General features: G+C 41.6%; 20 protein-coding genes. 10 read left to right on the top strand and 10 right to left on the bottom strand.

Features of this window, described 5'->3' with window-relative positions; genetic code table 11:
- Nucleotides 1–173: 173 nt before the first annotated feature.
- Nucleotides 174–851 carry an ABC transporter ATP-binding protein gene (locus tag CSV67_RS12935; RefSeq protein WP_099632011.1) on the bottom strand — a complete coding sequence of 226 codons (678 nt, stop codon included), beginning with the start codon at nucleotides 849–851 and terminating at the stop codon, nucleotides 174–176.
- 1 nt (nucleotide 852) lies between these two features.
- A complete protein-coding gene (locus tag CSV67_RS12940) occupies nucleotides 853–1,884 on the bottom strand; it encodes an ABC transporter permease (RefSeq protein WP_099632012.1) in 1,032 nt (343 codons plus the stop codon).
- 158 nt (nucleotides 1,885–2,042) lie between these two features.
- Between CSV67_RS12940 and CSV67_RS12945 the strand changes: the two genes are divergently transcribed.
- From CSV67_RS12945 to CSV67_RS12955, 3 genes are all read left to right on the top strand, one after another.
- Nucleotides 2,043–2,993 carry an ABC transporter ATP-binding protein gene (locus CSV67_RS12945; RefSeq protein WP_099632013.1) on the top strand — a complete coding sequence of 317 codons (951 nt, stop codon included), beginning with the start codon at nucleotides 2,043–2,045 and terminating at the stop codon, nucleotides 2,991–2,993.
- Complete coding sequence (opuFB, locus tag CSV67_RS12950) at nucleotides 2,986–4,503, top strand: osmoprotectant update ABC transporter permease/substrate-binding subunit OpuFB (protein ID WP_099632014.1); 1,518 nt, start codon at nucleotides 2,986–2,988, stop codon at nucleotides 4,501–4,503. The genes CSV67_RS12945 and opuFB overlap by 8 nt, the downstream gene beginning before the upstream one ends.
- 510 nt (nucleotides 4,504–5,013) lie before the next feature.
- Nucleotides 5,014–5,616 (top strand): hypothetical protein, encoded by a 603-nt coding sequence (locus CSV67_RS12955; protein ID WP_099632015.1) that lies wholly within the window; start codon nucleotides 5,014–5,016, stop codon nucleotides 5,614–5,616.
- Between the two features lie 51 nt (nucleotides 5,617–5,667).
- Here CSV67_RS12955 and CSV67_RS12960 read toward each other — a convergent pair whose 3' ends face one another.
- Nucleotides 5,668–6,105, bottom strand: coding sequence for a GatB/YqeY domain-containing protein (locus tag CSV67_RS12960; protein WP_099632016.1), 438 nt, complete (start codon nucleotides 6,103–6,105; stop codon nucleotides 5,668–5,670).
- 201 nt (nucleotides 6,106–6,306) lie between these two features.
- Between CSV67_RS12960 and CSV67_RS12965 the strand changes: the two genes are divergently transcribed.
- Entirely contained in the window at nucleotides 6,307–8,499 is a 2,193-nt protein-coding gene (locus tag CSV67_RS12965) for a DNA topoisomerase III (protein ID WP_099632065.1), read from the top strand.
- Between the two features lie 489 nt (nucleotides 8,500–8,988).
- Here CSV67_RS12965 and proS read toward each other — a convergent pair whose 3' ends face one another.
- The 5 genes from proS to CSV67_RS12990 all read right to left on the bottom strand — a co-directional run bounded on the left by proS (nucleotide 8,989) and on the right by CSV67_RS12990 (nucleotide 15,180).
- The gene (gene proS, locus CSV67_RS12970) at nucleotides 8,989–10,425 is read right to left on the bottom strand and encodes a proline--tRNA ligase (RefSeq protein ID WP_099632017.1); all 1,437 of its coding nucleotides are present in this window, start codon (nucleotides 10,423–10,425) and stop codon (nucleotides 8,989–8,991) included.
- 159 nt (nucleotides 10,426–10,584) lie between these two features.
- The gene (locus CSV67_RS12975) at nucleotides 10,585–11,874 is read right to left on the bottom strand and encodes a cation:dicarboxylate symporter family transporter (RefSeq protein ID WP_099632018.1); all 1,290 of its coding nucleotides are present in this window, start codon (nucleotides 11,872–11,874) and stop codon (nucleotides 10,585–10,587) included.
- A 98-nt stretch (nucleotides 11,875–11,972) separates the two neighbouring features.
- Entirely contained in the window at nucleotides 11,973–12,848 is an 876-nt protein-coding gene (locus CSV67_RS12980; RefSeq protein ID WP_099632019.1) for a response regulator, read from the bottom strand.
- Entirely contained in the window at nucleotides 12,845–14,119 is a 1,275-nt protein-coding gene (locus CSV67_RS12985; RefSeq protein ID WP_099632020.1) for a sensor histidine kinase, read from the bottom strand. The genes CSV67_RS12980 and CSV67_RS12985 overlap by 4 nt, the downstream gene beginning before the upstream one ends.
- Nucleotides 14,120–14,274: 155 nt before the next feature.
- Nucleotides 14,275–15,180 (bottom strand): DMT family transporter, encoded by a 906-nt coding sequence (locus CSV67_RS12990; protein ID WP_099632021.1) that lies wholly within the window; start codon nucleotides 15,178–15,180, stop codon nucleotides 14,275–14,277.
- Nucleotides 15,181–15,312: 132 nt separating this feature from the next.
- On the opposite strand from CSV67_RS12990, the gene CSV67_RS12995 reads away from it, so the two are divergent.
- The 4 genes from CSV67_RS12995 (at nucleotide 15,313) to CSV67_RS13010 (ending at nucleotide 19,191) form a co-directional block, all read left to right on the top strand.
- Nucleotides 15,313–15,747 (top strand): hypothetical protein, encoded by a 435-nt coding sequence (locus CSV67_RS12995; protein WP_099632022.1) that lies wholly within the window; start codon nucleotides 15,313–15,315, stop codon nucleotides 15,745–15,747.
- A 68-nt stretch (nucleotides 15,748–15,815) separates the two neighbouring features.
- Nucleotides 15,816–16,658 carry a YitT family protein gene (locus CSV67_RS13000; protein ID WP_099632023.1) on the top strand — a complete coding sequence of 281 codons (843 nt, stop codon included), beginning with the start codon at nucleotides 15,816–15,818 and terminating at the stop codon, nucleotides 16,656–16,658.
- A 313-nt stretch (nucleotides 16,659–16,971) separates the two neighbouring features.
- Complete coding sequence (locus CSV67_RS13005; protein ID WP_099632024.1) at nucleotides 16,972–18,504, top strand: AbgT family transporter; 1,533 nt, start codon at nucleotides 16,972–16,974, stop codon at nucleotides 18,502–18,504.
- Between the two features lie 117 nt (nucleotides 18,505–18,621).
- A complete protein-coding gene (locus CSV67_RS13010) occupies nucleotides 18,622–19,191 on the top strand; it encodes a nitroreductase family protein (protein ID WP_099632025.1) in 570 nt (189 codons plus the stop codon).
- A gap of 111 nt (nucleotides 19,192–19,302) precedes the next feature.
- Here the strand turns inward: CSV67_RS13010 and CSV67_RS13015 are convergent, their stop codons facing one another.
- Nucleotides 19,303–20,817, bottom strand: coding sequence for a BCCT family transporter (locus tag CSV67_RS13015; RefSeq protein ID WP_233192619.1), 1,515 nt, complete (start codon nucleotides 20,815–20,817; stop codon nucleotides 19,303–19,305).
- 427 nt (nucleotides 20,818–21,244) lie between these two features.
- Between CSV67_RS13015 and yedE the strand changes: the two genes are divergently transcribed.
- Both yedE and yedF read left to right on the top strand, forming a co-directional pair.
- Entirely contained in the window at nucleotides 21,245–22,453 is a 1,209-nt protein-coding gene (yedE, locus tag CSV67_RS13020) for a selenium metabolism membrane protein YedE/FdhT (protein WP_099632027.1), read from the top strand.
- The gene (gene yedF, locus CSV67_RS13025) at nucleotides 22,443–22,682 is read left to right on the top strand and encodes a sulfurtransferase-like selenium metabolism protein YedF (RefSeq protein WP_099627815.1); all 240 of its coding nucleotides are present in this window, start codon (nucleotides 22,443–22,445) and stop codon (nucleotides 22,680–22,682) included. The genes yedE and yedF overlap by 11 nt, the downstream gene beginning before the upstream one ends.
- Before the next feature lie 437 nt (nucleotides 22,683–23,119).
- Here yedF and CSV67_RS13030 read toward each other — a convergent pair whose 3' ends face one another.
- On the bottom strand, nucleotides 23,120–24,781 hold the full coding sequence (locus CSV67_RS13030; protein WP_099632028.1) for a BCCT family transporter: 1,662 nt from the start codon (nucleotides 24,779–24,781) through the stop codon (nucleotides 23,120–23,122).
- Nucleotides 24,782–24,843: the final 62 nt, after the last annotated feature.

Raw genomic sequence — 24,843 nt, forward strand, 5'->3', positions numbered from 1 at the left:
ACCATCTTATATATTCCATATTTAACCTACCACACATCCCTTTATCAGTCTATTCAATTAATGACTGATATCCTTATGTCAGTTAACCTTAAAATTTATGGTGTAAGTAATTCTAAAGCCTAAATACTTTATGACAAAAAGTAAACAGCCGACGGCAAGATGCCGTCGACTGCTTATTCTACTATATAACCATCACGCATCGTAATAACCCGATCAACATACGATAGCATTTCTTCGTCATGCGTCACCATCAATGTCGTTAAATGTAATGTACGTGTTAGTTCCCGCAATAATTCCATCACACCTTTTGAGCGTTTCGTATCAAGACTTGCAGTGGGTTCGTCTGCAAACAATATTTTCGGATGATGGATGAGCGCACGAGCAATCGCCACACGTTGACGCTCTCCTCCTGATAAAGAAGAAGGATAAGCATCTTTGCGGTGCTGCATTTCAACTAACTTTAACATCTCATCTATTGCTTTGGCCTGTTCCTTTTTACTCGTTTTCGTTTCTGCTACGTCAAGCATCAACTGCAGTTGCTCTTCCACCGTCAAAAAAGGAACCAAGTGGGAAGACTGAAAAACAAATCCGAAGTCTGTTGCACGAACATGACGAACCTCTTCCTGACTCATCTTCGTCATGTCACTACCTTCAAATAAAATCTCACCGCAAGATGCTCTTTGCAAACCTGCTGCAATTGTCAAGATTGTTGATTTTCCAGAGCCAGAAGGGCCAATCAACGCGGTAATTTCCCCTTCTTTCAACGACAAATTCACACCTTTTAATATTTCTTCTTCAATTTCTCCATTGGAAAACGTCTTTTTCACTTTCTCAATAGTAAAGGCAGACATATTACATCTCTCCTTGTTGAATCGCTTGAAGCGGTTCAATATTTTTCACTTGGATTCCTGAAATTGTAGCACCAATAAAACCGACCGCCATAAATACTGCTGACAGCATCCATACTGTATCCATTGTTAAGTGGAACGGCATGCCTTCTGGGGCAACAAAACTGAATGCTTTGCTGAGCGTAATGGACAATGCGAGTGAAATAGCGGTAATGACTAACATCTGATACCAAATCATCTTGAATAACGAAATTGTCCTCATACCAATCGCTTTCAATATGCCGTACAATCCGATCTTCTGAACATTCATCATATAGAAGAAAATCGCAAACAACATACCACTGATGATGACTAGGAACCAGACAATCATATTCAATGACATCTGCTCTGCACTGTAGCTCGGAATAGCATTTAAAAACTCTTTATTCGAGAAAGAATCCAGTGCACTCAGTGTTGGTGCTTCTTCACCTGGAATGAAAATCGTCTGCATTTCCATCACACGATAGATTTCTTGGTAGTTCGTCATTCCAATGAATGCAACCGGTGCGTGACTGTATTTCTGCTGGTCAACAAATCCTTTTACAATGAATTCTCCACTAAATTGATTGTTAGTTAAGACGTCACCTACTTCAATACCGTTTTCTTTCAAAGAGCTATCCAGAACGATTTCCCCGTCTTTGACATTTTCAAATAGCCCGGACTCAGTAGAAGCAACGAATGCTACACTATGCTGCTTATCTTCCGCATCGTTGACAAATCCCATCTGAACCGAAAATGCGGTTGCATTAGGATTGTCCATAAGTATTTGCTTTTGAATCTCTTCGTCTATTTTTGAGAGATTATAGGTACTGTCTGCATCTTTACTTAGATAAAATTGTCCGTCGGGTAAATCTTTTATTAGCGCAGCATTGTCCTGAGATAATCCATTTGCTAGTCCTGAAATAATAAACGTCAAGAAGCTGACAAGAAATATAATAGATCCGAGAATCAGAAACTTGGCTTTGCTTTTCTTCATTTCTTTCCATGCAATTTTCATATGAACGCCTCCGTGTTATTCTTTATACTCACATCTTATCTTACGAAGATGAACGGAGAATGAACGGCATATTACAATGCTTTATTCTTTTTAAAGGTATATAACTTCCTATTTTTCTGACACTATGTGAAAATCATAATAAAAAGGGAGGGATTTCGATGATTCGTTTTGAAGATGTTTCAAAGAGTTATGATATGTCACGCTTAGTCGTGGAATCGGTGAATTTAGAGATTCAGCGCGGGGAGTTTCTTGTACTGGTCGGACCCAGTGGTTGCGGGAAGACCACAACGCTTAAGATGATCAATCGACTGATCCCACTTACAAAAGGTACGATTTGGCTCGATGGCAAGCGAATCAGTGACTATCCAATCCATGAGCTCCGTTGGCAAATCGGCTATGTTTTACAACAAATCGCCTTATTTCCCCATATGACAATTGAAGAAAACATTGCAATTGTTCCCGAACTGGTCGGGTGGAAAAAGAAAGACATCCGCGCACGTGTAACGGAACTACTTGAAATGGTCGGGCTAGATCCCAAAGTGTACCGAAAGCGTAAACCGGATGAATTATCAGGCGGTCAGCAACAGCGAGTAGGTGTCGTACGTGCACTGGCGGCAGACCCAGATATTCTATTGATGGATGAACCATTCAGCGCACTAGATCCAATTAGCCGTTTGAAACTGCAGGATGATCTGCTAGATTTGCAAAATAGAATCCAAAAGACCATCGTATTCGTCACGCATGATTTACAAGAAGCATTTAAATTAGGTGATCGTGTCTGTATCATGAATGAGGGCAAGATTGAGCAAGTTGCAACACCGCAAGAAATCCTCACCAAACCTGCGTCACCATTCGTGCGCGAATTTACAGCATCAGCCGTAGCCCGCACATTTTCCATTGCGGATCATATAGAAGAGATCCCGACAGATCTATCGCTCGCTTTTGCAATTCCAATTGATTCTGAATGGGGGCCACTCTTGCAGTTCTTGGCTTCTGATGATCAAGTTGCGATTAAACAAGATGGACAAGTTATTGGTATGGTTACCCGAAAAGGAATCCTACATTTCCTAGCGGAGCAGTCACTGAAAGGAGGAATATCTCATGAATAGTTTTCTAGATGTTCTTCAAAGTCGGCGCGCTCAATTACTGGAAGCTCTGATCGAACATATTCAAATCTCATTAATCTCCTTATTAATTGCGGTACTGATTGCTGTTCCACTTGGCATCTATTTGACAAATCGGCGAAAAATGGCGGAATCTGTCATCGGTGCAAGTGCTGTATTGCAGACGATTCCTTCCCTTGCACTACTTGGTCTATTGATTCCCTTATTCGGTATAGGGAAAATACCCGCAATTATAGCGTTAGTCGTCTATGCGTTGTTGCCCATCTTACGTAATACATACACGGGCATTAAAGAAGTAGATCCTTCACTTAAAGAAGCAGCGACTGCGATGGGAATGAATACCCGAAAGAGGCTGATGAAAGTTGAATTACCGCTCGCAATGCCGATCATCATGGCAGGTATCCGCACTTCGATGGTATTGATCGTCGGAACTGCAACATTAGCGGCTTTGATTGGCGCAGGTGGTCTAGGTGATTTGATATTGCTTGGTATTGATCGTAATAATCCATCATTAATTGTCCTAGGCGCTATACCTGCAGCGTTACTAGCACTATTCTTCGATTACCTACTAAAGATATTCGAAGGTCTTTCGTTTAGGAAAGCTATTACCGCATTTGTCATTTTCGTTATTGTAGCAGTCTTGATGATAGCAGCTCCATTCATAGGCGGTAACTCCAAACACGAATTAGTCATTGGGGCCAAGCTTGGCGCAGAACCTGAAATTCTTATTAATATGTATAAACTATTGATTGAAGACCAAACGGATCTCTCCGTGGAATTAAAACCGGGGCTCGGTAAAACGTCATTCGTCTTCAATGCACTGAAATCTGGAAGCATCGATTTGTACCCGGAGTTTACAGGTACGGCTATATCCGAGTTTTTGAAGGAAGAAGCCGTCAGCAATGACCGGGACGAAGTGTATGAGCAAGCGCGAAAAGGACTAGACGAACAATTTAATATGACATTCCTGACACCGATGTCCTTCAATAATACGTATACACTCGCTGTCTCCAAAGCATTCCAAGAAGAGTACGGACTTAAAACAATTTCTGATCTAGCCGCAGTTGAACAAGCCGTTAAAGCGGGCTTTACTCTTGAATTTAATGACCGTGAAGATGGATACCTGGGTATACAAAAGCTGTATGGCATTACGTTCCCTTCCATCCAAACGATGGAACCGAAGCTGCGCTATCAGGCTATAGAGGCAGGCGAAATCAACTTGATGGATGCCTATTCGACGGATAGTGAGCTACGCGAATATGATTTGTCAGTTCTAGAAGACGACAAAGAACTGTTCCCTCCGTATCAAGGCGCGCCATTGCTTCGCAAAGAGACATTAAATAAATATCCCGAACTTGAGGAAGCGTTAAATAGCCTAGCCGGAATCGTGACGGACGATGAGATGCGTGAAATGAATTATCAAGTGAACGCGGAAGGTGCTAGTGCGAAAACAGTAGCAGAGGCATTTTTGAAAGAACAAGGTTTGTTGGAGTAGTTCGGAAGGTATGACCGTTGTACGTATTGAGCGGTTACAGGGCAGGTATGAGCGCATACGGCGTATGATAGAGCGCGTGTGTACGCTGATAGAGCGCTTGGACACCGCCTTAGAGCGGTTAATCGAACATTATGATCGCTTATTCGGTTTAATGAGCGAAACGGAACAGCCCTCTCCTACTTACCAAGGCATCTATAAAACTAAAAACAGTCGCTGGCAGAAATATGCTGGTGACTATTTTTAGTTTATTTAATTAATCCATCCACGCAACATGTAGGTTGTTGACCCCATCATAACGCGTGCACGCCCGTCGCGTATGAACTTCTCTACCTAACCCGTCATATTACTACGGCCACCTGACACCCGCAACAATTCATCTCACCTTTTTAGTTAACTAGTATGTATTTATTAAAAATAGATGGGTTGCTTTTACATATTCGGAGTGCCCAATGGCTTCAGACAATACTGGAAAATGTTATAATAAAATATATAGATAAGGAGGCATATGCGATGAAAAAATGGATGAGTATAGCTCTCTTAAGTTGCATATTATTTCTAAGTGCCTGTGCAGCAACCGATACGAATAAATTGACGATGCCTGAACTTACGGATCGTGAAAAACAAATACTTGAAACAGCTGCTAATACTTCATTTGTCTTTGATTATACAGCAGATCAAAACTACAAAAAGGTAACTTTGTGGGTAGAGAAGTACAAAAAAGGTAAGAAGGTTGCGGAACCGATCAGCGAATTATCTACTCCACTGCCTGGTGAGTCGACGAAGGGTAGTATCGTTTTGACGGTCACACAAACTCTCGAGAAAGAATTATTATTCTCCGCAAGTGTTAGTGACGCTAAAGGCTCTGCGAGTGTGAGTAATCAAGATGAACTTAAGAGTATGGATGACATGGCGACTCTATTTAATACCAATCCACAAGAAGGTTTACTTCTTTCGGACAACATGTTGTTGGCCGGTATCATCTACACATCTACGACAGAAGGTTCACCGACTAGTACGTTATCTAACGATTTTTATGAACAAAAAGAAGGCTACTTGGACGAATTAAAAGAATACGATGTAGTTTACGTATTACGGGCTTCGTTTGAAAAATAAAAGAACTGGATGACAAGTACACGACTTGTCGCCCAGTTCCCGATTGGTAATTCAATTCTGCAAATACTCTTTTACTGCCTGCGAAACAGTCTTTCCTTCTGCACGACCAGCAACTTCCTTCATTACAACGCCGATTGTCTGCCCCATTGATGCATCGGTTGGAATGCCTAATGATGCTATCAATTCTTTTACTTCTTCCACATTCATCTGCTTCGGCAAATAAGATTCGACAATCGCGATCTTCGCTTTTTCTGCTTCCACGATGTCTTCGCGATTGGCTTTTTGACCTTCTTCAAGCGATTGTTTGGTTTGCTTGAGCTCACGCTGAACGATTTTGATTTCTTCTTCAATCGTCAGTTCACGCTTTAGATCTAGTGATTCATTCTGTAGACCTGCTCTCAATAAATTGATGACACCTTTCTTCATTGTGTCTTTTTCCTTCATTGCTGTCCTTATATCGGCCATTAAACGATCTCTTAGTTCTGACATTGAAATCCCTCGTTTCTATAGTGTTACTTACAGTATACAAAATAATCCTGCGTTCAGTCTTGTATTGTCACTCCGCCTTAATTGACGAAAGTAGCGGTCTGGTTTACACTTTTTAGTAAGTAACTTCTTCATTTAGCGTAAGGCCATAAACCTTATCTATTGGAGGAGTTTTTCGACATGTATAAAAAAGGAGTTCATTATATGAAAAAAAGTGTAGTACTCGCGGAAAAGCCTTCCGTGGCGAGGGATATTGCCCGCGTGCTGAACTGCAATAAAAAAGGTAACGGCTATTTAGAAGGCGATAAATATATCGTGACATGGGCTCTTGGACACTTGGTGACACTCGCTGATCCAGAAAATTATGATACGAAATTCAAGACGTGGAAACTAGATGATCTACCGATGATGCCCAAGGACTTGAAACTTACCGTCATCAAACAAACGAGCAGACAATACAATGCCGTAAAAGCACAACTACTTCGCACGGACGTTTCAGATATCATTATCGGGACAGATGCTGGACGTGAAGGAGAATTAGTCGCACGTTGGATTATTGAAAAAGCGAAAGTTAAGAAGCCGATTAAACGTCTATGGATTTTATCCGTAACGGACAAAGCAATTAAAGATGGTTTCGCTCAGTTAAAACCTGGTACAGCTTATGAAAATTTATTTGAAGCTGCAGTCGCCCGCTCTGAAGCTGATTGGTATATCGGTCTCAATGCCACGCGCGCACTGACAACCAAATTCAACGCACAACTGAATTGCGGACGTGTGCAGACGCCTGTCGTTGCAATTATTGCACAGCGTGAAGAGGAAATTAACACCTTCCGTCCTAAAACTTTTTACGGCATCGAAGCACAGTCTGACTCTAAATTAAAACTGACATGGCAGGATGCAAAAACAGGCGATACCCGATCATTTGACCGTGATAAACTATCTGCCATCGTCCAAAAAGTGGATGGCAAACAAGCTGTAATTGAAAATGTCGAGAAGAAAGCGAAAAAGACATTCTCACCAGGTCTATACGATTTAACTGAATTACAGCGTGATGCCAACAAAATGTTTGGCTACTCGGCAAAAGATACACTAAACATCATGCAGAAATTATATGAACAACATAAAATACTTACCTATCCACGCACCGACTCTCGCTTCCTTTCAAGCGATCTCGTTGCAACACTTCCCGAGCGCTTGAAAACTGTCGGTATAGGCGAATATCGTGCACTTGCGAATAAAATATTGAAGAAACCGCTGAAGACGAGTAAGTCCTTTGTTGACGATAGCAAAGTATCCGATCACCACGCAATCATTCCGACAGAAGAAATCGTATTACTCGACAAATTGTCCGATCGCGAACGGAAAATCTATGATCTGGTTGTTAAGCGATTCTTAGCCGTTCTGTTCCCAGCACATGAATACGAACAACTAACGGTTCATGCAAAAATTGCAGACGAACGATTCACAGCACGCGGAAAAACCATTTTGGCCGCTGGTTGGAAAGAAGTTTATAATAACCAATTCGATGAAGAAGAAACTGAACAGGACACAAAAGAACAATTATTACCTAAGCTCGTAGCAGGCGATAAGCTAGACATCAAACTTATCAAAGAAACTTCTGGACAAACGAAGCCCCCTGCCCGATTCAATGAAGCTACATTATTATCTGCAATGGAAAATCCAACGAAATATATAGGTACACAGGATAAGAAACTTGCTGATACATTGAAATCCACAGGCGGACTAGGAACCGTGGCAACGCGTGCTGATATTATCGATAAGCTCTTTAACTCATTCCTGATCGAAAAACGCGGAAAAGACATCCACGTCACGAACAAAGGAAAACAGTTGCTCGAATTAGTACCGGATGAATTGAAATCTCCTTTGCTGACAGCGGAGTGGGAATTGAAACTAGAGAAGATTGCAAAAGGTCAGCTGAAAAAAGAAGATTTCATTAATGAAATGAAGGACTATACGAAGGAAATTGTTTCAGAGATTAAAGCGAGCGAAGCGAAGTTTAAGCACGATAATATTTCTACGAAAACATGTCCAGACTGCGGCAAGCCGATGCTTGAAGTAAATGGCAAGCACGGCAAGATGCTCGTTTGTCAGGATCGTGAGTGTGGTCACCGTAAAAACGTCTCCCGTGTCACGAACGCACGATGTCCACAATGTAAAAAGAAAATGGAGCTACGAGGCGAAGGCGACGGGCAGATCTTTACATGTAAGTGTGGTTATCGTGAAAAACTTTCTACGTTCAAAGCGCGACGTGAGAAGAATTCAAAAGGTAAGGTCAACAAGCGCGATGTGCAGAAGTATTTAAAGAAAAACAATGATGATGAGCCTGTCAATAATCCATTTGCAGATGCTTTGAAAGGGTTAAAGCTGGACGACTAATATCAAAAAAGGCTGGCTATTGTATTGAGGTGGGGATTGAGTGCGAAGATGTGCTCCTAACGTTTCGCTTTAACTCGCAAAAGCCCTTCTACGCGCCAATCCCTTACAATATGAGTGATTGATACTTTTGGTTGTGCATTAAAGTAAATGCTGTAATAGCTTTTGAACTTCAGTACTTGAATCTAAATAAGTTAAGGCAAAAAAATAATTCTCATACTACTTACAGTGAGTGATCCAAGTACCCGCACTATCAATGTAGAATGGAAGCGGAAGTTGGTGGCGCCTACCGATGGATCAGCCCAATCAGGTGAGACAACCAAAAGAGAGCGCAGCGAACTGGTTGGCTCACCGCGGGTCCATGGGAAAGCGTCCGCCAACTGGAACTTCAATCCCCAACACAACACCACTTCACTCTCTACAGTATTTGTACTTTAAATCACTAAAAAAGCTGTCCCACAAAACTTCGTGGGACAGCTTTTAATTTCTTTATTAGTAAGCTCTTGCAAACCAAACCGTATGCTTCGACTCATTTCCACAATTAATACATGTGGATTTCTCTGCTGGTGGGTTGAATGGAATATTACGTGTTGTAAACTTCGTTTCATCTTTGACATGTTCTTCACATGCGTCATCTCCACACCAGCCTGCAAGGATCCAGCCTGGAGTTACTTCGTTTGTCGCACTATCTTCAATATGCTTCTGCAACTCATCCAGCGTATCGATGTTCGTATGGGAATGTTCGTCACGGAACGTAAGAGCATTTTCAAGCAATCGCTTCTGCATCGTCTGTAGTTCTTGCTCGATGCTCGCTACAGCTTCAGTCAGGTCAACTGCTACTTTCTCGCCGCCGTCACGCGCTTTCATTAATGCTTGATTGTTATCAAGATCACGTGGTCCTAGTTCTAGACGTACTGGAACACCCTTTAATTCATACTCATTAAACTTGAAACCTGGAGACTGATCAGAATCGTCTAAACGAACACGAATGCCTTTAGATTTCAATTCAGCGTAGATTTCGTCCAGCTTTTCCATGATGGCAGGATTCTTCTTCCAAGGACCCACTGGGATCAGCACGACTTGTGTCGGTGCAATGCGCGGAGGTAATACAAGACCTTGCTCGTCACCATGTACCATGATAACAGAACCGATCAAGCGTGTGGATGTCCCCCACGATGTCGTATGCACGAACTGATGCTTATTTTCTTTTGTTAAGTATTTGATATCAAATGCTTCCGCAAACTTTGTTCCGAGGTAATGTGAAGTTCCGGCTTGTACTGCTTTACCATCTTTCATCATCGCTTCAATCGAGAATGTATCAATAGCACCCGCAAAACGCTCCGATGGTGTTTTCTGACCGTCATATACAGGAATTGCAAGTAGGTCTTCTACAACTTCTTTGTAGATTTCCAACATTTGCATCGTCTCATGGCGCGCTTCTTCTTCATCTACGTGTGCAGTATGTCCTTCTTGCCATAAAAATTCTGATGTCCGAATGAATGGTAACGTCTTTTTCTCCCAGCGGAATACGTTTGCCCACTGGTTGATCAATACAGGAAGATCACGATAGCTCTTGATCCAGTCGGAATACAAATGACCAATCATCGTTTCAGACGTCGGACGTAGCGCTAAACGTTCTTCCAATTTCTCGCCCGCGGCTTCTGTTACCCAGGGCAATTCTGGAGAGAATCCTTCGATGTGATCTTTTTCTTTTTCAAAAAACGACTCCGGAATTAGCATGGGAAAATATGCATTACGGTGACCCGTTTCTTTAAAACGACGATTCATTTCATCTTGAATATGCTCCCAGATTTCATAGCCGTCCGGTTTAAACGCGATACATCCGCGCACTGGTGTATAATCCATTAAATCCGCTTTCTGGATTGTGTCGATATACCATTTCGTAAAATCATTTTGCTGATTGCTCATTACTTCATTTCCTCCTTAGTAAAAACCGCACTCTTGTTATTCCATACTGTTAATCATATAACAAATCAAGCATTCCTACAATTGAATGCCGTCATAATGCTTGTCCGACATCATCAATACCACAAAAAAACTGCCCTCACTCACGAGGACAGCCTTCGATTAAACTAATTTCTCTTCTGCAAAGACAAATTGTGGTTCGCGTTCTACCTTCTCAGCTTCTTCGCCAAAGCGACCTTCCCACTTCGACAATACAACTGTTGCAAGTGCGTTTCCGACTACGTTAACTACTGTACGTGCCATATCTAGCAAACGGTCGATACCCGCGATGAACGCCAATCCTTCAAGCGGAATGCCTATTGTTCCAAGCGTTGCAAGTAACACGACGAAAGAAACGCCAGGTACGCCCGCAATTCCTTTAGACGTAATCATTAACACCAAAACCAATGTGATTTGTTCCGTAATACTCAACTGAATTCCATACATTTGTGCAATAAACATTGCAGCCAATGCCTGATAAAGTGTAGATCCGTCTAGATTAAACGAATAGCCGGTCGGCACCACGAAAGATACGATATCTTTTGGACAACCGAACTTTTGCATTTTCTCCATCACTTTCGGTAACACCGTTTCCGAACTGGACGTAGAAAACGCTAGGATTAACTCGTCCTTTAGGATTTTCATGAGGTGGAAGATGTTCACGCCGACTATCTTCGCGATTCCACCTAACACGACGATGATGAAGAATATCATCGTTGCATATACAAGAACCATTAATTTACCCATCGGAATGAGTGATTCCAAACCGAATTTGGATACGGTTACACCAATTAACGCGAATACACCAAATGGCGCAAATTTCATAATCATATTCGTTACCCAGAACATCGCGTCTGCGACCCCTTGGAAAACATCCAGTACCGGTTTGCCGCGCTCTCCGATTGCCGCTACACCTAATCCAAATAATACAGAGAAGAAAATGATTGGCAACATATCACCATTCGCCATCGAGTCTACGATATTACTTGGTACGATGCCAACCAACACATCCATGAAGCCGCCACTCTGCACTTCTTCCGTTGTTTGAACATACTGCGAAATGTCACCTTTTTCAAGAGAAGACATATCAATGCCCTCACCCGGTTTGAAAATATTAGCTGACATTAGACCAACAATAATCGCAATCGTTGTAACAATTTCAAAATATAAAAGCGTTTTACCGCCAAGTTTTCCTAATTTCTTAATATCACCTGTACCTGCTACTCCAATTACCAACGTTGAAATAATAATAGGTACTACGATCATTTTAATCATATTGATGAACATCGTACCGATTGGTTGTAAATATCTTTCTACGCTAGGATTACCGTAGAAGATTGCACCGACTGCAATACCTAAAACCAATCCAATCAATATTTGGTAAGCTAAAGACAATTTAAATATCTTTCTCATCGATAATCCCCCTTTAATGTTCACTGAAAACGCTTTCTTTCAGTAACTTATTCATATCTTACGGGGGTCCTACATAATTCTACGGCATCCTACAAAAACTATTTTCGTTTATCTACCGTCTCCATATATAAAACATGCAAAAACTTTTTACTGTTCACTTTGATGGGCTTATTATCGAAAGTTTCTTCTTGAATCTGTTTCATTCGCAGACTAATCTCTTGGAAATCAAAAAAGCGCGGTGCATAGTATTCAAATTCATCGATTGTATAATCCACTGCGCCAAGTGATGCTAAGTGTTCCATTGCAGTAAGGATCGCCCGACGAATTCTTTGTTCCATTGCCTTACTTTCCTTTTGGATGTCTTGATCAGGTACACCTAGTTTAGTTAGGGCATCTTCATATAATCCTTTTAAGGGCGGTAGCTGAATAGCTCGTTGTTCAGTCAAGACTTCCATGATCGCTATGATATCGCGGCTCGCGCTGTCACTGTAGATTCCCATATCGTGTAACTTTTTCAGTACAATATCTTTTACCGGTTGCTGTACTTTTGGCTGCTCGACGGAAGCGAATTGCGCCAATGATTCCCGAATCGTTAGTAAGGAGTTTTTCAGGCGGAGCTGTTCTGCTGTACGTCGCACTATACTTTGGACTTCTATTTGATTGATAGGTTTATGTATGAAGAACTCTACCCCGACTTGATAAGCTTCTCCAACCATTTCTTTATTGACGACTTGGCTCAACATAATGAATTGGCCGCTGTAGCCTTCTGTTTTCAATTGTTGAATCGTTTCAATTCCGTCAAGTTCCGGCATTAATAAATCAATCAATACAACGTCTGGAGCCAAGGATAAGATTTGAGGAATAGCTTTTACTCCGCTATCCGCCTCTCCAATTACCATCCCTTCCGCCTCAGTCAAGATATTTTTCAGCATCACACGGCTTGCTTTGTCATCATCTACGATAAAATATCTCATGTCTCTATCTCCTTCATGATGGATTCCATAGGGATTTTCACGGTTACGATCAGACCTTTATCTAAACGTTCTACAACAATCGTACCTTGCATCGCGTCAATAATAGTGGAAACATGCGATAACCCGATACCTGTTGCTGCCGTTCCTTGATCCGTAAATTTCGTTGTATAACCCGGTTCAAAAATTACGTCTTCATGCTCAATAGGAATCCCTTTTCCTGTATCGCGTACACTAAAACACACCCATTCCTCATCATTGTCAATTGTAATGAATATATGGCCTTTCTCTTCAATCGCTTCTACCGCATTCGCTGTCAAATTGTTTAACACGGCAAGTAAAGGTACGTGCTGACCCGTTTGGAAATCCTCGTGAATTGTAGTTTCCAATACACATTCCTTACCAATCATTTCACTATATTTTTCATTCGCAGTGACGACCATGTCGAGTAAATCAGATAAGTAAAATGCCTCTATCTGTTGCCGAGTTGTCCACTTTGACAATCCTGCTAAAATACGCTGGGAATCTTTTTTCACTTCGTGGATCTCCTGCGCGATGTGTAACGCCTGGCTGCTAAGCTCCTTTTGATTCTCTTTTTTGAGCTTGCGGTATAAGTCATGACTTGACGCGGTGATTTGTTCTATATGATTCATGGATTTTTGCAAATACAACGCTTCCGCATATAGTTCCGAACCTACTCCGAGCATCTCTTCTACACGCTGCTTCTCTTTTGATAATGCCACGGAACTATATAACCCCACTGTGAAGAAACTACGTAATAACGCGACGCCTACGAGTATTCCCCATTCTTTACTATTAAGTAGTGAACTATGCAGCCACCAGTTACGCAGTGCATGCTCAGACGTGTTGCTAATTACTTCAAATAAGAAGGCCAACGCACCCAGTCGAAGTGGGAAAGATTTATACTTTTCAAGTCCAACAAAGTGCCAGCCGACCGCGATGATAAAGTAAAACAAAAAGACCGGTACATGCATCTGTAAACTTTCAAGTAAAGCAGCACCCAGCCATAGCTCTTTCGTTACGCGAAATACAACTACGGTAACTGCCGTAACAAATCCCGTACGCAAAATAGAAACAGGTGGATAGATCAGAATCAGTAAAAAGAATAAAATACCGCCAAGCGCAAAACGAAATATTTCTCCGTCAAACGGCATCACTTTCAATTCACCGGTAAAGGCTGTCACGATTGCAATAAACACCATTCTGGCCGCTTCCGATTGATAGAATTGACGCCACATTAATTTTATATTCATAAGTTTCTACTCCTAATAAAATAAGTAATTGTACACGTATTATAGCAACCCAAAAACCAATGTACAGTTTTGGAATTAAACGGTACGGGTACAGTTAGATAGCCATTTATTATAGTAATATATCGAATGGTTGAAAATAGTATCAAATCTATTCATTATCCTTTTTCACTTATATCCATCAGTGTAACGGGAACCTTCTTGCGGTAATTGACGAAGCAGATACTGACAACGACAAGCAACAAGCCTACCCACAACGTATGCGTCATTGGCTCTCTGACAAATACTGTACTGATCAACACAGAAATTACGGGAACTAAAAAGGTAAAAACAGCCACCTTACTTGCCTCTCCCGCACGAATGAGTGAATAATAAATGATGTACGCAACCGGGATACCCATCGTTGCACCGAATCCGAGGCCGAAAATATACATAGGATGCCACTCTATTGCAGACCAGCTCTCTGTAATGGCACTGACTATTAGCAGCACGACACCCCCTATAGTAAATTGCATCGCCACCATCCAGTACGCATCAATTTCCTCACTTACTTTTTTCACATAGGCAACCCCAATTGCCCAAAAGAAAGCGGTCAATACACCTAGTATCACGCCGAGCAACGAAATCTGGTTACTGAAATGTTCAACACTAACTACAACTATTCCGATGAATCCAATCAACAGGCCGGTTACTTTAATTGCCGTCATACTTTCACCCAACCACATCCAGGCAAATAGACCAAGAAGAACAGGCTGGAAATATACAAGTACAGAGAATAACCCGCCCGGCAAATAGTGCAGTCCAATTGTATGTAATCCAAAAAACAGGACGGTATTGAAAAGAGCCGATATACAATACTTCCGCCAATGTTGACGCCATTGCAACCTGTCACGTAGTTTTATAATTAGCAATGCAATCAAACAACCGCCAAGCAATGCACGCATTCCCGAGAATACTAGTGGTGGTGCATACACAATAGATAGTTTGTAAATTGGCCAACTGACACCCCAAATCCCTACTAACATTACCAACGCCAAGGAAGATTTCGTGAATAGCTTGTTCACTCCCCCATCCTTTCCACTGTATTTACCATTTTGATGTAGTCTATTCCCGCTATCCTATTTCTGACTACAATCAAAGACAAAGGTTTTCTTTTTTGCAAAAGTTCCTTATGATTACTATTGGAGGCGATTTACTTGAAAAAGCTATTCGCAATAATGATAACTACTGCTGTACTAGCAGCTTGTAGCAATGAGGAACCGAAAGGTCCGATTGAATCAACAGAACCAGTCGAAGAGACAGTACCGAAAGAACAAGCAGGCGACGAAGTAGAAAAAGGGCTAAAAGCAGATACAATAGAGCATAAATACATTGCGTTTGCTGATGACCAAGTACCTGTCAATTCCAAAGTAAAGTTTCTTGGAATTGTGACGGCTGTTATCGAAGGAACATTAACTGTGCAAAGCAACGCTGATGAATCCTCGGATAAAATCGTATATGTGAAAGATATTCGACTTGGAGAACGTATGGATATTTTGGAAGGCTCTGAAGTTTCCGTTTACGGTACGTATGTAGGGAAAAACGATGAAGATATACCGGTTATTAAAGGAATTTTCATTGATGTGGACTAAAAAATATAAAGAAGTCATTTGAAGCGCCATACTATAGTATGTCGCTTTTTTCGGAAAGAGAGGATTGCATGCAACGAAAACTAGTAGATTACGCCGCTTTACTCTTGGGATCCTTTATATTTGCACTTGGAATTAACTATTTTGCGATTCCGAATATGCTATCTGAAGGTGGCGTTATTGGGATTACTATCATTACATACTATTTATTCGAATGGTCTCCTGGACTCGTCAGTTTCATAATTAACTTAGCACTCGTTGCAATCGGGTACAAATTCTTCAGTAAACGGACGATAATCTATACGGTTATCACCATCATTTTCTCGTCCGTTTTCCTTGAGCTTACGAAAAATTGGGGAGAACAGTTAGGCAGTGACACATTACTGGCTGCGTTGTTTGCCGGTTTATTTGTTGGTGGTGGTCTCGGAATGATCTTTCGTGTTGGCGGTACTTCCGGAGGTGCGACAACAGTGGCACGGATGCTTCAGCAGTGGCTCGGATGGAGCGTTGGGAAAGCGATGCTAGTCATTGATATTTCCGTCATTTTATTGTCAGCTTTTGTTATCGGTAAAGAAAAAGCAATGTTCACACTCGTTGCTGTCTACGTGGGTGCAAAAGTGATCGATAAAATCGTCGACGGTGCAGATGATCGTAAAGCCGTGATGATTATTTCGAAACACCAAGAAGACATTCGCCAAGAATTGCTCACTACAATGGGCAGAGGTGTCACGATTCTCGATGGACGCGGCGGCTATACGCTCGAGAGACAAGCAATTTTATATATTATTATTAACCAGACGGAAATTGTTCAATTGCGACGTATTTTAGAGAAAGTAGACGAAGATGCATATGTCACAATCAATAATGTACAAGAGGTTTTTAAGCGTGGATTCAAGGAAAGGCGACCAAAATAAATTGTTCTCACAGTTTATAAGAGAGGCAATTTCGCAGTCATTTTACTTGCTGCCAAAGGATTTTAATCAACGTTAAATGTATTCTATGTAAAGTTATAATAATTAATCAGCCCCTGCCTGCCTATTATTCGGTAGGCTTCTTTTTATTTTAGACTATTCAACCTCCTCGCAAGAGTCGCAACTATCTTCCAATTTAATTATTTCAATAAAGCATTTCACTCAACAGAGTTCTTCTATATACTTGATACTGTCTAAAAAATTTATACCTTTCGTGATAGATTGAATAGTGTTTTTTAAGTGGGAGGAAATTATCATGGATCAACAGAAAAAAGGATTTTTCCAGAAGTTTTTGGATATGATCGAGAAAACTGGTAACCGATTGCCGCATCCGGTTACATTATTTGCTGTTTTGGCTTTATTGGTAATCGTCATCTCAGCAGTTGTCTCTTACTTCGGCGTAAGTGCTGAACATCCGGGTAAAGAAGGCGAAATGATTGAAGTAAATAATTTACTGAGTAGTGAAGGTATTCATTACATCATTACGAATATGACCGATAACTTTATCGGTTTCGCTCCGCTTGGTGTCGTACTCATCACGATGCTTGGTATTGGCGTTGCGGAAGGTTCAGGGTTAATCAGTGCTTTACTTCGCGGCTTTGTAATGTCTGTTCCAAAACGAATGATTACGCTTGGATTAGTGTTTGCAGGCGTTATGTCGAGTGTAGCGTCTGACGCAGGCTATGTTGTCTTACCGCCACTAGGTGCGGTATTGTTTGCAGCACTTGGTAGACACCCTCTTGCGGGTCTAGCAGCTGCCTTTGCCGGGGTTTCCGGTGGATTCAGTGCAAACTTGTTACTTTCTGGTACCGATGCATTACTTGGCGAATTGACAATCATGTCAGCAGCAATCATCAATCCTGAATACGCAGAAGGTATGAATATTGCCATGAACTACTACTTCATCGCATTTTCTGTTATCGTTCTGACTATCGTTGGTGCGTGGGTCACAGAAAAAATCGTAGAACCACGTCTTGGCGAATATAACGGTGAATTCCGTGAGAAAGTTGAAAAGCTGACTCGTCTTGAAAAGAAAGGGTTGATTTTAGCAGGTGTTTCTGTCGTTGTTGCAGGAGCATTAGTTGCCCTTCTTGTCGTATTCCCGGGCGCTCCATTGCGTGGGGATGAAGCGGATATGCCAATCATCAAATCACCATTCATGAAATCGCTCGTGCCGATTATTGCATTCCTGTTCTTTGTGCCGGGTCTTGTCTACGGTAGAGTAACGAAACTGATTCGTACTGACAAAGACGTAGCCGCTATGATGTCCACGACGATGTCTGCAATGGGAATGTTTATCGTCTTGTCATTCACGGCAAGTCAGTTTGTTGCCTTTTTCTCAGAGTCAAACATGGGCTTAGTGTTAGGTGTTTACGGTGCAAACTTCCTTGACAGCATTAATTTAACGGGAATTCCATTGTTACTGATGTTCATCCTAATTGCGGCGTTCATCAACTTGTTCATCGGTAGCGCATCTGCAAAATGGGCCATGATGGCACCAGTCTTCGTACCGATTATGATGCAGCTCGGCTATTCCCCTGAACTGACGCAAATGGCATATCGTGTGGCAGATTCTTCAACTAATATTATTTCACCACTCATGACCTATTTTGCGATCATTATTGCGTTTGCGCAGAAGTACGATAAGAAAATGGGGATTGGAACGCTCGTTTCCGTTATGTTCCCTTATTCCATGTTCTTCTTACTATTCTGGAGCGCCACGTTAATTATTTGGATGTTGCTAGGAATTGATCTTGGACCTGGCTCCCCTATTTATTACTTGAAATAAGACGATCAGTAAACCGAAAGAGCATTCTTTGCTCTTTCGGGTTTTTTTATGATACGATAGTAGTTGATAATAGTTTTCATTTAGAGTGATTCTATTTAAGTAAAGGAGTTTTACATTATGGGCTACGAAGGAAAAAACGATGTAGAAAAATCAATCATGAGCAGACGCTCTATTAAGAAGTTTACATCAGATCCGGTTGATATAGATGAAGTGATTGAATTATTGAATGTTGCGAAGTGGGCACCTAACCATAAATTGACTCAACCTTGGCGTTTTCAGCTATACACAGGCGCTGGCAAGGAAAAATTCGTGGAAGCGTTTCTGGCTTCACAAGAACAAGACGGTGCCTTACCAGATAAAGCTAAGAACAAAGCAGCATATTTCCGCGACATTCCCCTTCACTTAGTTGCCATCATGCCGGAAGACTCCCGTAAAAAACGCTGGGATGAAGACTATGCTGCAATTTCCGCAATGATTCAAAACTTCCAGCTCGCCGCATGGGAACGCGGTATTGGTATGATCTGGCGTACCAATGATTGGACGCATGATCCAGTATTTAAAAACGCAATCGATGTAGCACCTGATGAAAAAATTGTTGGGACATTGATGATTGGTTATCCTGCACATATTCCTAAAGCTGAGGAAAGGAAGAATATAGAGGAATTACTTATAATTATCAATGAATGATTTCCAATTAAATAGCAATGCCCCTCATTGCCTGCTTGCCCTTGAACGGCAAGCAAGAAATGAGGGGCTCATTTATTCATTCATCGAAATCCAGTTTAGTACATATAGTATTTACTTTTTGACTATTCCTTGCTCGACCGCTAGCTCTTTGGCTACCTTGGGAGCATACCAGATAACAGGAAGTAATAGAATGGATACCGGTACAGCTGCGATGACTACAAAGGATTGTAAGGCCCCAATTCCTCCCCCGCCAATTTTTATAAGTATCGTAGCAATTGTCGCCATGATCATAACCCAAAATACACGAACTGATTTTGGTGGATTGCCCACACCTGTTACGGCCATGGATATCGAGTAAGACATTGAATCCACCGTAGTTACCACAAACAAAGTGGTCAGTATCAAGAAAACGGATGGCATGATAGTTCCAAGCGGCATCTGCTCTGCTATTGCAATAATTGCACTAGGCAAGCCGCCTTCAGTTAACGGTTCACTCACTGACCCCGCATTTTTCAGCTCATAGAATATACCGCTACCTCCGAGGATTGTGAACCAAAGATTGGCTACAACTGGTGCAATAATGGCTACTACAACAAATATCTCTCTGATCTTCCTTCCATTAGAGATCCTGGCTACGAATAGCGCCACTAACGGTCCAAATCCGATAAACCAACCGAAGAAAAATAACATCCATGAACCAAGCCACGCATTGTCTCCGCGAAACGTACTGATAGTAATAAATTCACTGACGTATGTTCCATAAGAGGTCAGGAAGGAATTGACGATGAATAATCCCGGCCCGAACAACAATAGAAATACAGCAATCACAGCTACCATATTGACATTCAGCTTACTTAAAAATTGTATCCCTCTATTGATGCCCGTAAGTGTAGATATCAGAACAACTCCAGTCAAAATAGCGATGACTGCGAGCTGTATAGTAAATTGATCGGTGATTCCGAAAATAGAACTGAGTCCATAGCTGACTTGTAAACCTAGAAAGCCGATCGGACCAATTGTTCCCGCTGCTGCCCCGATTATACAAAACACATCTGCTGCGGTGCCCCATTTACTTGTCAGGATTTTTTCTTTCAAAATAGGGTAAAGAAGAGTGCGTGGTTTCAAAGGCATTCCTTTATGTTTATGCGCATAAATGAGGATGATCGCACTGATCGCTCCATACACTGACCATGCAGTAAACCCCCACGACATATAACTTTGGGCAAGCGCAGGTCCAATTGCTTCTTCTGTTCCTTCTTTGATTCCTTTATGCATCGGAGGAACGTCTAAAAAGTAATACATAGGCTCTGCTGCTGCCCAAAAAACTCCACCTGCTCCAAGTCCGGTAGTCAAAATAACGGCCACCCACTTAAAATAACTCATTTCAGGTTTTGGGGAATCTCCTAAACGTACTTTTCCGTACTTTGATATGGCTAAAACTGCTCCGACTACAAATGTCGCAATCATTAGGAATTGCCAATATGCCCCGAAATAGCGAATAGATAATTCAAATCCCTTATTTACAAATGCATTTACCGCTTCCACTTCAAAAAGTGAAAACAATACAAACGCCAACAATACCCCTCCACTACATACAAACACCGGCCAATCAATCTTTCTACGTATGAACTGCCAATACTCTTCTATTATACTTCCACTCCATTCTATTTCTAAAGCCCTCTTTACCTGTTATAATCTAGTGATTGTTAGTTCAAGTATCGGAACGTAATAAAGAAAAAAGTTCCCGTACTATAGTAGATTTCATCATTCCAGACACATTCAATTTCTTGTTATGCCCTACCTCAAAAGAACCTACGTTACAGACTATAACCTTGTTTTAAAATTGTCAACTTAACATATATATCAAATTAATCTGTTAATAACCTTTATTTCTATTTACTTAAAGTGAAGTACATATTCTACACATCATGACTTTTAATCGAATACCCGATGTCTAGTATGCCGAGTTTTTGTATGAACTTTATTTATATTGCACTTGATTTCTCATCATTTAGGTTTACACTAGAAAAAGAACTTTTTAAGGGGCTATCATATGAAATCAAGCATACAATCTATTTTTCAACGCTATTGGAATCCCTATCTCGTTTTATTGATGGCGGGTATTCTGAGTGCACTATATTTCGGTTTAACATCAACTGTTTGGGCAGTTACCGGTGAATTTACTCGGCTTGGTGGCGATATTTTATTGTTATTCGGGGTAGATATTTCAGACTGGCAATACTTTGATATGGTACATCTACAAGGAGAAACGTGGAATAGGCCAGATGGCTGGATTGTCTGGGGGATGTTTGTAGGCGCGCTCATTATGGTGTTGCTTAGTAATAGCTTCAAGATCCGTCTTCCACAGCAAAAGCGACGTTATGTACAGGGGTTAATTGGTGGAATCATCGCAGGATTTGGTGCTCGTTTGGCACTCGGTTGTAACTTGGCTGCTTTCTTCACAGGCGTTCCGCAATTTTCTTTCCATTCTTGGATCTTCATTGTGGCGACAGGTATAGGTACATTTTTCGGTGCTAAACTAACAAAAACACACTGGTGGAAAGGTAAGCCTTCGTTGATTCGAGGGAGTACAAAGCCTACACGACTTAACAAACGTATTATCCAACCGTACGTCGGCGGAGGGATCGCCGTACTTTATATCGGACTCATTATATACTTCTTTGCGTCAGGACAAAAACTGCTTGGTTTAGGCGCGCTGTTTGGTCTCGCATTCGGTATTCTAATCGAACGCGGACAAATTTGTTTTACTTCTGCATTCCGTGATTTATTTCTCGTTGGACGCAGTGTCATGGCAAAAGCGATTATTCTCGGAATGTCCGTCAGTTCTATTTTGACGATCATTGTCATTTCTATTTATGATGTAACACCGATCACACAAATTGCGGCACTTAGCACGTTTGTCGGCGGCGCATTATTCGGACTTGGTATTGTTATGGCATCAGGCTGTGAAACAGGTATGATGTATCGCTTGATGGAAGGTCAATTATTATTTTTGCCGGTATTTTTGGGCAATATTATCGGTGCTACGTTCCTTGCCTACGCATGGGATCACCTCGGTGTTTATAATGTATTAGTTAAGAATGGTGCGAAAATCAATCTACTTGATACACTTGGACCCATTGGAGCAATTTCCATCACACTCCTCATGCTTGGCGGGCTATATGCATTAACAGTGTATGGAGAAAAACGCTACCATCAGAAATTAGCAATTAAGAGAGGAATGAAGGTACATGCAAGCTAAATTAGAAGCGGACTTCACACTCGACCTTCGCGGTGAATCTTGTCCCTACCCTGTTATTTACACATTAGAAACACTCGAAGGTATGAATAAAGGCGAGTTGCTGCAAGTCATCACCGATTGCCCCGGCTCTTTCCGCAACGTACCCGAAGAAGCAATTGCTCACGGTTACAAATTTGCACAAGATCCTGTCAAGAACGGACAAGAATATATATTTCATATTTACGCATGAAAAATAGGCAGCTTCCTCTGAAAGGGAAGTTGCCTTTTACATTCTTAAAACTGAAAACCGCACGTCTAAATCAAGTTTTCTTTCTCAATGACAGTAGTCGTCTTTTTATACCTTGTCCCTTTTTCAATTGTGATCTCCACCATCTGTTCTTCCAGTTCGTCATAAGGTATCCCTTCATAAATATGGATTCCATCTTTTTACATACTGACACACCTATTTTATAAACGAAGCCATCATTGATAAGATGATGAAGACCAGAGACAATGCAGTAATAACCGCTGCTATGTCCGATAACTATCCTTGATCCCCAAGCAACAGAAGTAGGGCTGTTCCTTGTATTGAATACCCGGAACAGCCCTTTTCATTTAATCTCTTACTTTATCAATCGATGTTACTGCTTACAACATTTATGGCTCACCCATTGTTTTTTAGAGAAATTATTTACTCGTGACTACCATTTCCTCTTCCCGTGTCCCTTCCACGTCTGCCAAAAGTGCTGGTTCTTTCTTCGTCTCTACCGGCTTTATCGGTTTAGAAAGACCGGACTTTACTGGTTTAGAAAGTTCCGGTTTCCCCGGTTCAGAAGGTTCCGCCTTCTCCTTCGCTTTTTCCCCAGAAATGATTGCAGCCTCTTCTTTTAACCCAATAAATGTTGAGTAGCACATGAAGAGCATCATGACTGCGATTGGAATGGCTGTGGCAACGAGTGCAGATTGCAGCCCTGCTAAGCCACCTGTCATGATCAACACGATAGAGATAGCTGCGATGATCACTCCCCATACGATCTTCGTCAGATGTGATGGATTCGGATTCCCACTTTCACTGATCATACCTAGTACAAATACTGCTGAGTTTGCGGAAGTGATAAAGAAAACAATGACTAGCACCATAGCTAAAATACTCAAAAATACTGTCATTGGTAAGTATTCAAAAAACTTAAACAGTGCTGAAGTAACATCTGATTCCACCGCAGTTGCAAGTGCAGTCGCGCCTGCATTCTGGATGAACGTAATCGCTGAGCCACCCATGGCCGAAAACCAAATGAAAGATCCCAATACTGGGATGAAAATCGCACCGAACATAAATTCCTTTATCGTTCTGCCTTTTGAAATCCTGCCTACAAAGCTGCCGACTAACGGAGCCCATGCGATCCACCAGCCGAAATAGAACAACGTCCAACTTGAAATCCACGAACCATCCCCATATGGATCCGTACGGAATGACATGCTGATGAAGTTCTGCGCATAATCACCTATTCCTTGGAAGAAGATTTTCATAATCATCTGTGTCGGACCAAAGAGAAGCACCAACCCTAATAAAACGAACGCCAGTAACATATTCAAGTTGGATAGATGCTTCATCGCCCCTTGAAGACCGGAAACTGTCGATGCCACGTAAATAATGCTAACGACTATGATGATGATCGCTTGTGTGGAAATACCGATCGGCACGTCCCAGAGATAATTCATGCCGCTATTGACTTGTAATGTTCCGAAGCCGAGCGAAGTCGCAATCCCAATGACGATGGATAGGATGACGATGACGTCGATAGTTTTGCCGAAAGTTCCTCGAATTTTATCGCCGACCAACGGATAAAAGACGGAACTTAAAGAAGCGGGTAGTTTTTTCCGGTACTGGAAAAATGCTAATGATACACCGACCAACGCATAGCAGGCCCATGCCGAAACACCCCAATGCAGGAAAACGAATTGCATTGCCGTTTTTGCAGATTCTTCCGAATAACCCGTTCCAAACGGAGGGTCTATGTAGTAGGAAACCGGTTCTGCAACTCCCCAGAAGACCAGGCTGATTCCTATAGAAGCACTAAATAGCATACCGATCCAAGTGGCCGTCTTATATTCCGGCCGATCATCATCATCTCCCAACCGGATATGACCGAATTTGGACATCCCGATATAAATACAAAAAACGAAGAAAATGAAAACGCTTCCCAAAATGAACCAACCTAGATTATTATAGATGAAACTAAGTGAGGAATTTGAGAAGTTTTCTAGCTGCTTCGGCGCAAAAATACCGATACTTATTAAAACTAAGCTAACAGCCAATGAAGAATAAAACACTGTTTTTTTATCTCTCATATTACCGCTCCTATTTCAAAGACCCACTTGTGTGGATGTGTCGAGTATCCCCACACACAGCC

Source organism: Sporosarcina sp. P2 (assembly GCF_002743255.1).
In the GTDB taxonomy this organism is placed as follows: domain Bacteria; phylum Bacillota; class Bacilli; order Bacillales_A; family Planococcaceae; genus Sporosarcina.

Bases quoted from the DNA above. Each gene is read 5' to 3' on its own strand.
- CSV67_RS12945 (WP_099632013.1), top strand. From the start codon at position 2,043: ATGATTCGTTTTGAAGATGTTTCAAAGAGTTATGATATGTCACGCTTA.
- CSV67_RS13005 (WP_099632024.1), top strand. From the start codon at position 16,972: ATGGATCAACAGAAAAAAGGATTTTTCCAGAAGTTTTTGGATATGATC.
- CSV67_RS12980 (WP_099632019.1), bottom strand. From the start codon at position 12,848: ATGAGATATTTTATCGTAGATGATGACAAAGCAAGCCGTGTGATGCTG.
- opuFB (WP_099632014.1), top strand. From the start codon at position 2,986: ATGAATAGTTTTCTAGATGTTCTTCAAAGTCGGCGCGCTCAATTACTG.
- CSV67_RS12985 (WP_099632020.1), bottom strand. From the start codon at position 14,119: ATGAATATAAAATTAATGTGGCGTCAATTCTATCAATCGGAAGCGGCC.
- CSV67_RS12975 (WP_099632018.1), bottom strand. From the start codon at position 11,874: ATGAGAAAGATATTTAAATTGTCTTTAGCTTACCAAATATTGATTGGA.
- CSV67_RS12955 (WP_099632015.1), top strand. From the start codon at position 5,014: ATGAAAAAATGGATGAGTATAGCTCTCTTAAGTTGCATATTATTTCTA.
- CSV67_RS12935 (WP_099632011.1), bottom strand. From the start codon at position 851: ATGTCTGCCTTTACTATTGAGAAAGTGAAAAAGACGTTTTCCAATGGA.
- CSV67_RS12965 (WP_099632065.1), top strand. From the start codon at position 6,307: ATGAAAAAAAGTGTAGTACTCGCGGAAAAGCCTTCCGTGGCGAGGGAT.
- yedE (WP_099632027.1), top strand. From the start codon at position 21,245: ATGAAATCAAGCATACAATCTATTTTTCAACGCTATTGGAATCCCTAT.
- CSV67_RS12940 (WP_099632012.1), bottom strand. From the start codon at position 1,884: ATGAAAATTGCATGGAAAGAAATGAAGAAAAGCAAAGCCAAGTTTCTG.
- CSV67_RS12960 (WP_099632016.1), bottom strand. From the start codon at position 6,105: ATGTCAGAACTAAGAGATCGTTTAATGGCCGATATAAGGACAGCAATG.
- CSV67_RS13030 (WP_099632028.1), bottom strand. From the start codon at position 24,781: ATGAGAGATAAAAAAACAGTGTTTTATTCTTCATTGGCTGTTAGCTTA.
- yedF (WP_099627815.1), top strand. From the start codon at position 22,443: ATGCAAGCTAAATTAGAAGCGGACTTCACACTCGACCTTCGCGGTGAA.
- CSV67_RS13000 (WP_099632023.1), top strand. From the start codon at position 15,816: ATGCAACGAAAACTAGTAGATTACGCCGCTTTACTCTTGGGATCCTTT.
- CSV67_RS13010 (WP_099632025.1), top strand. From the start codon at position 18,622: ATGGGCTACGAAGGAAAAAACGATGTAGAAAAATCAATCATGAGCAGA.
- proS (WP_099632017.1), bottom strand. From the start codon at position 10,425: ATGAGCAATCAGCAAAATGATTTTACGAAATGGTATATCGACACAATC.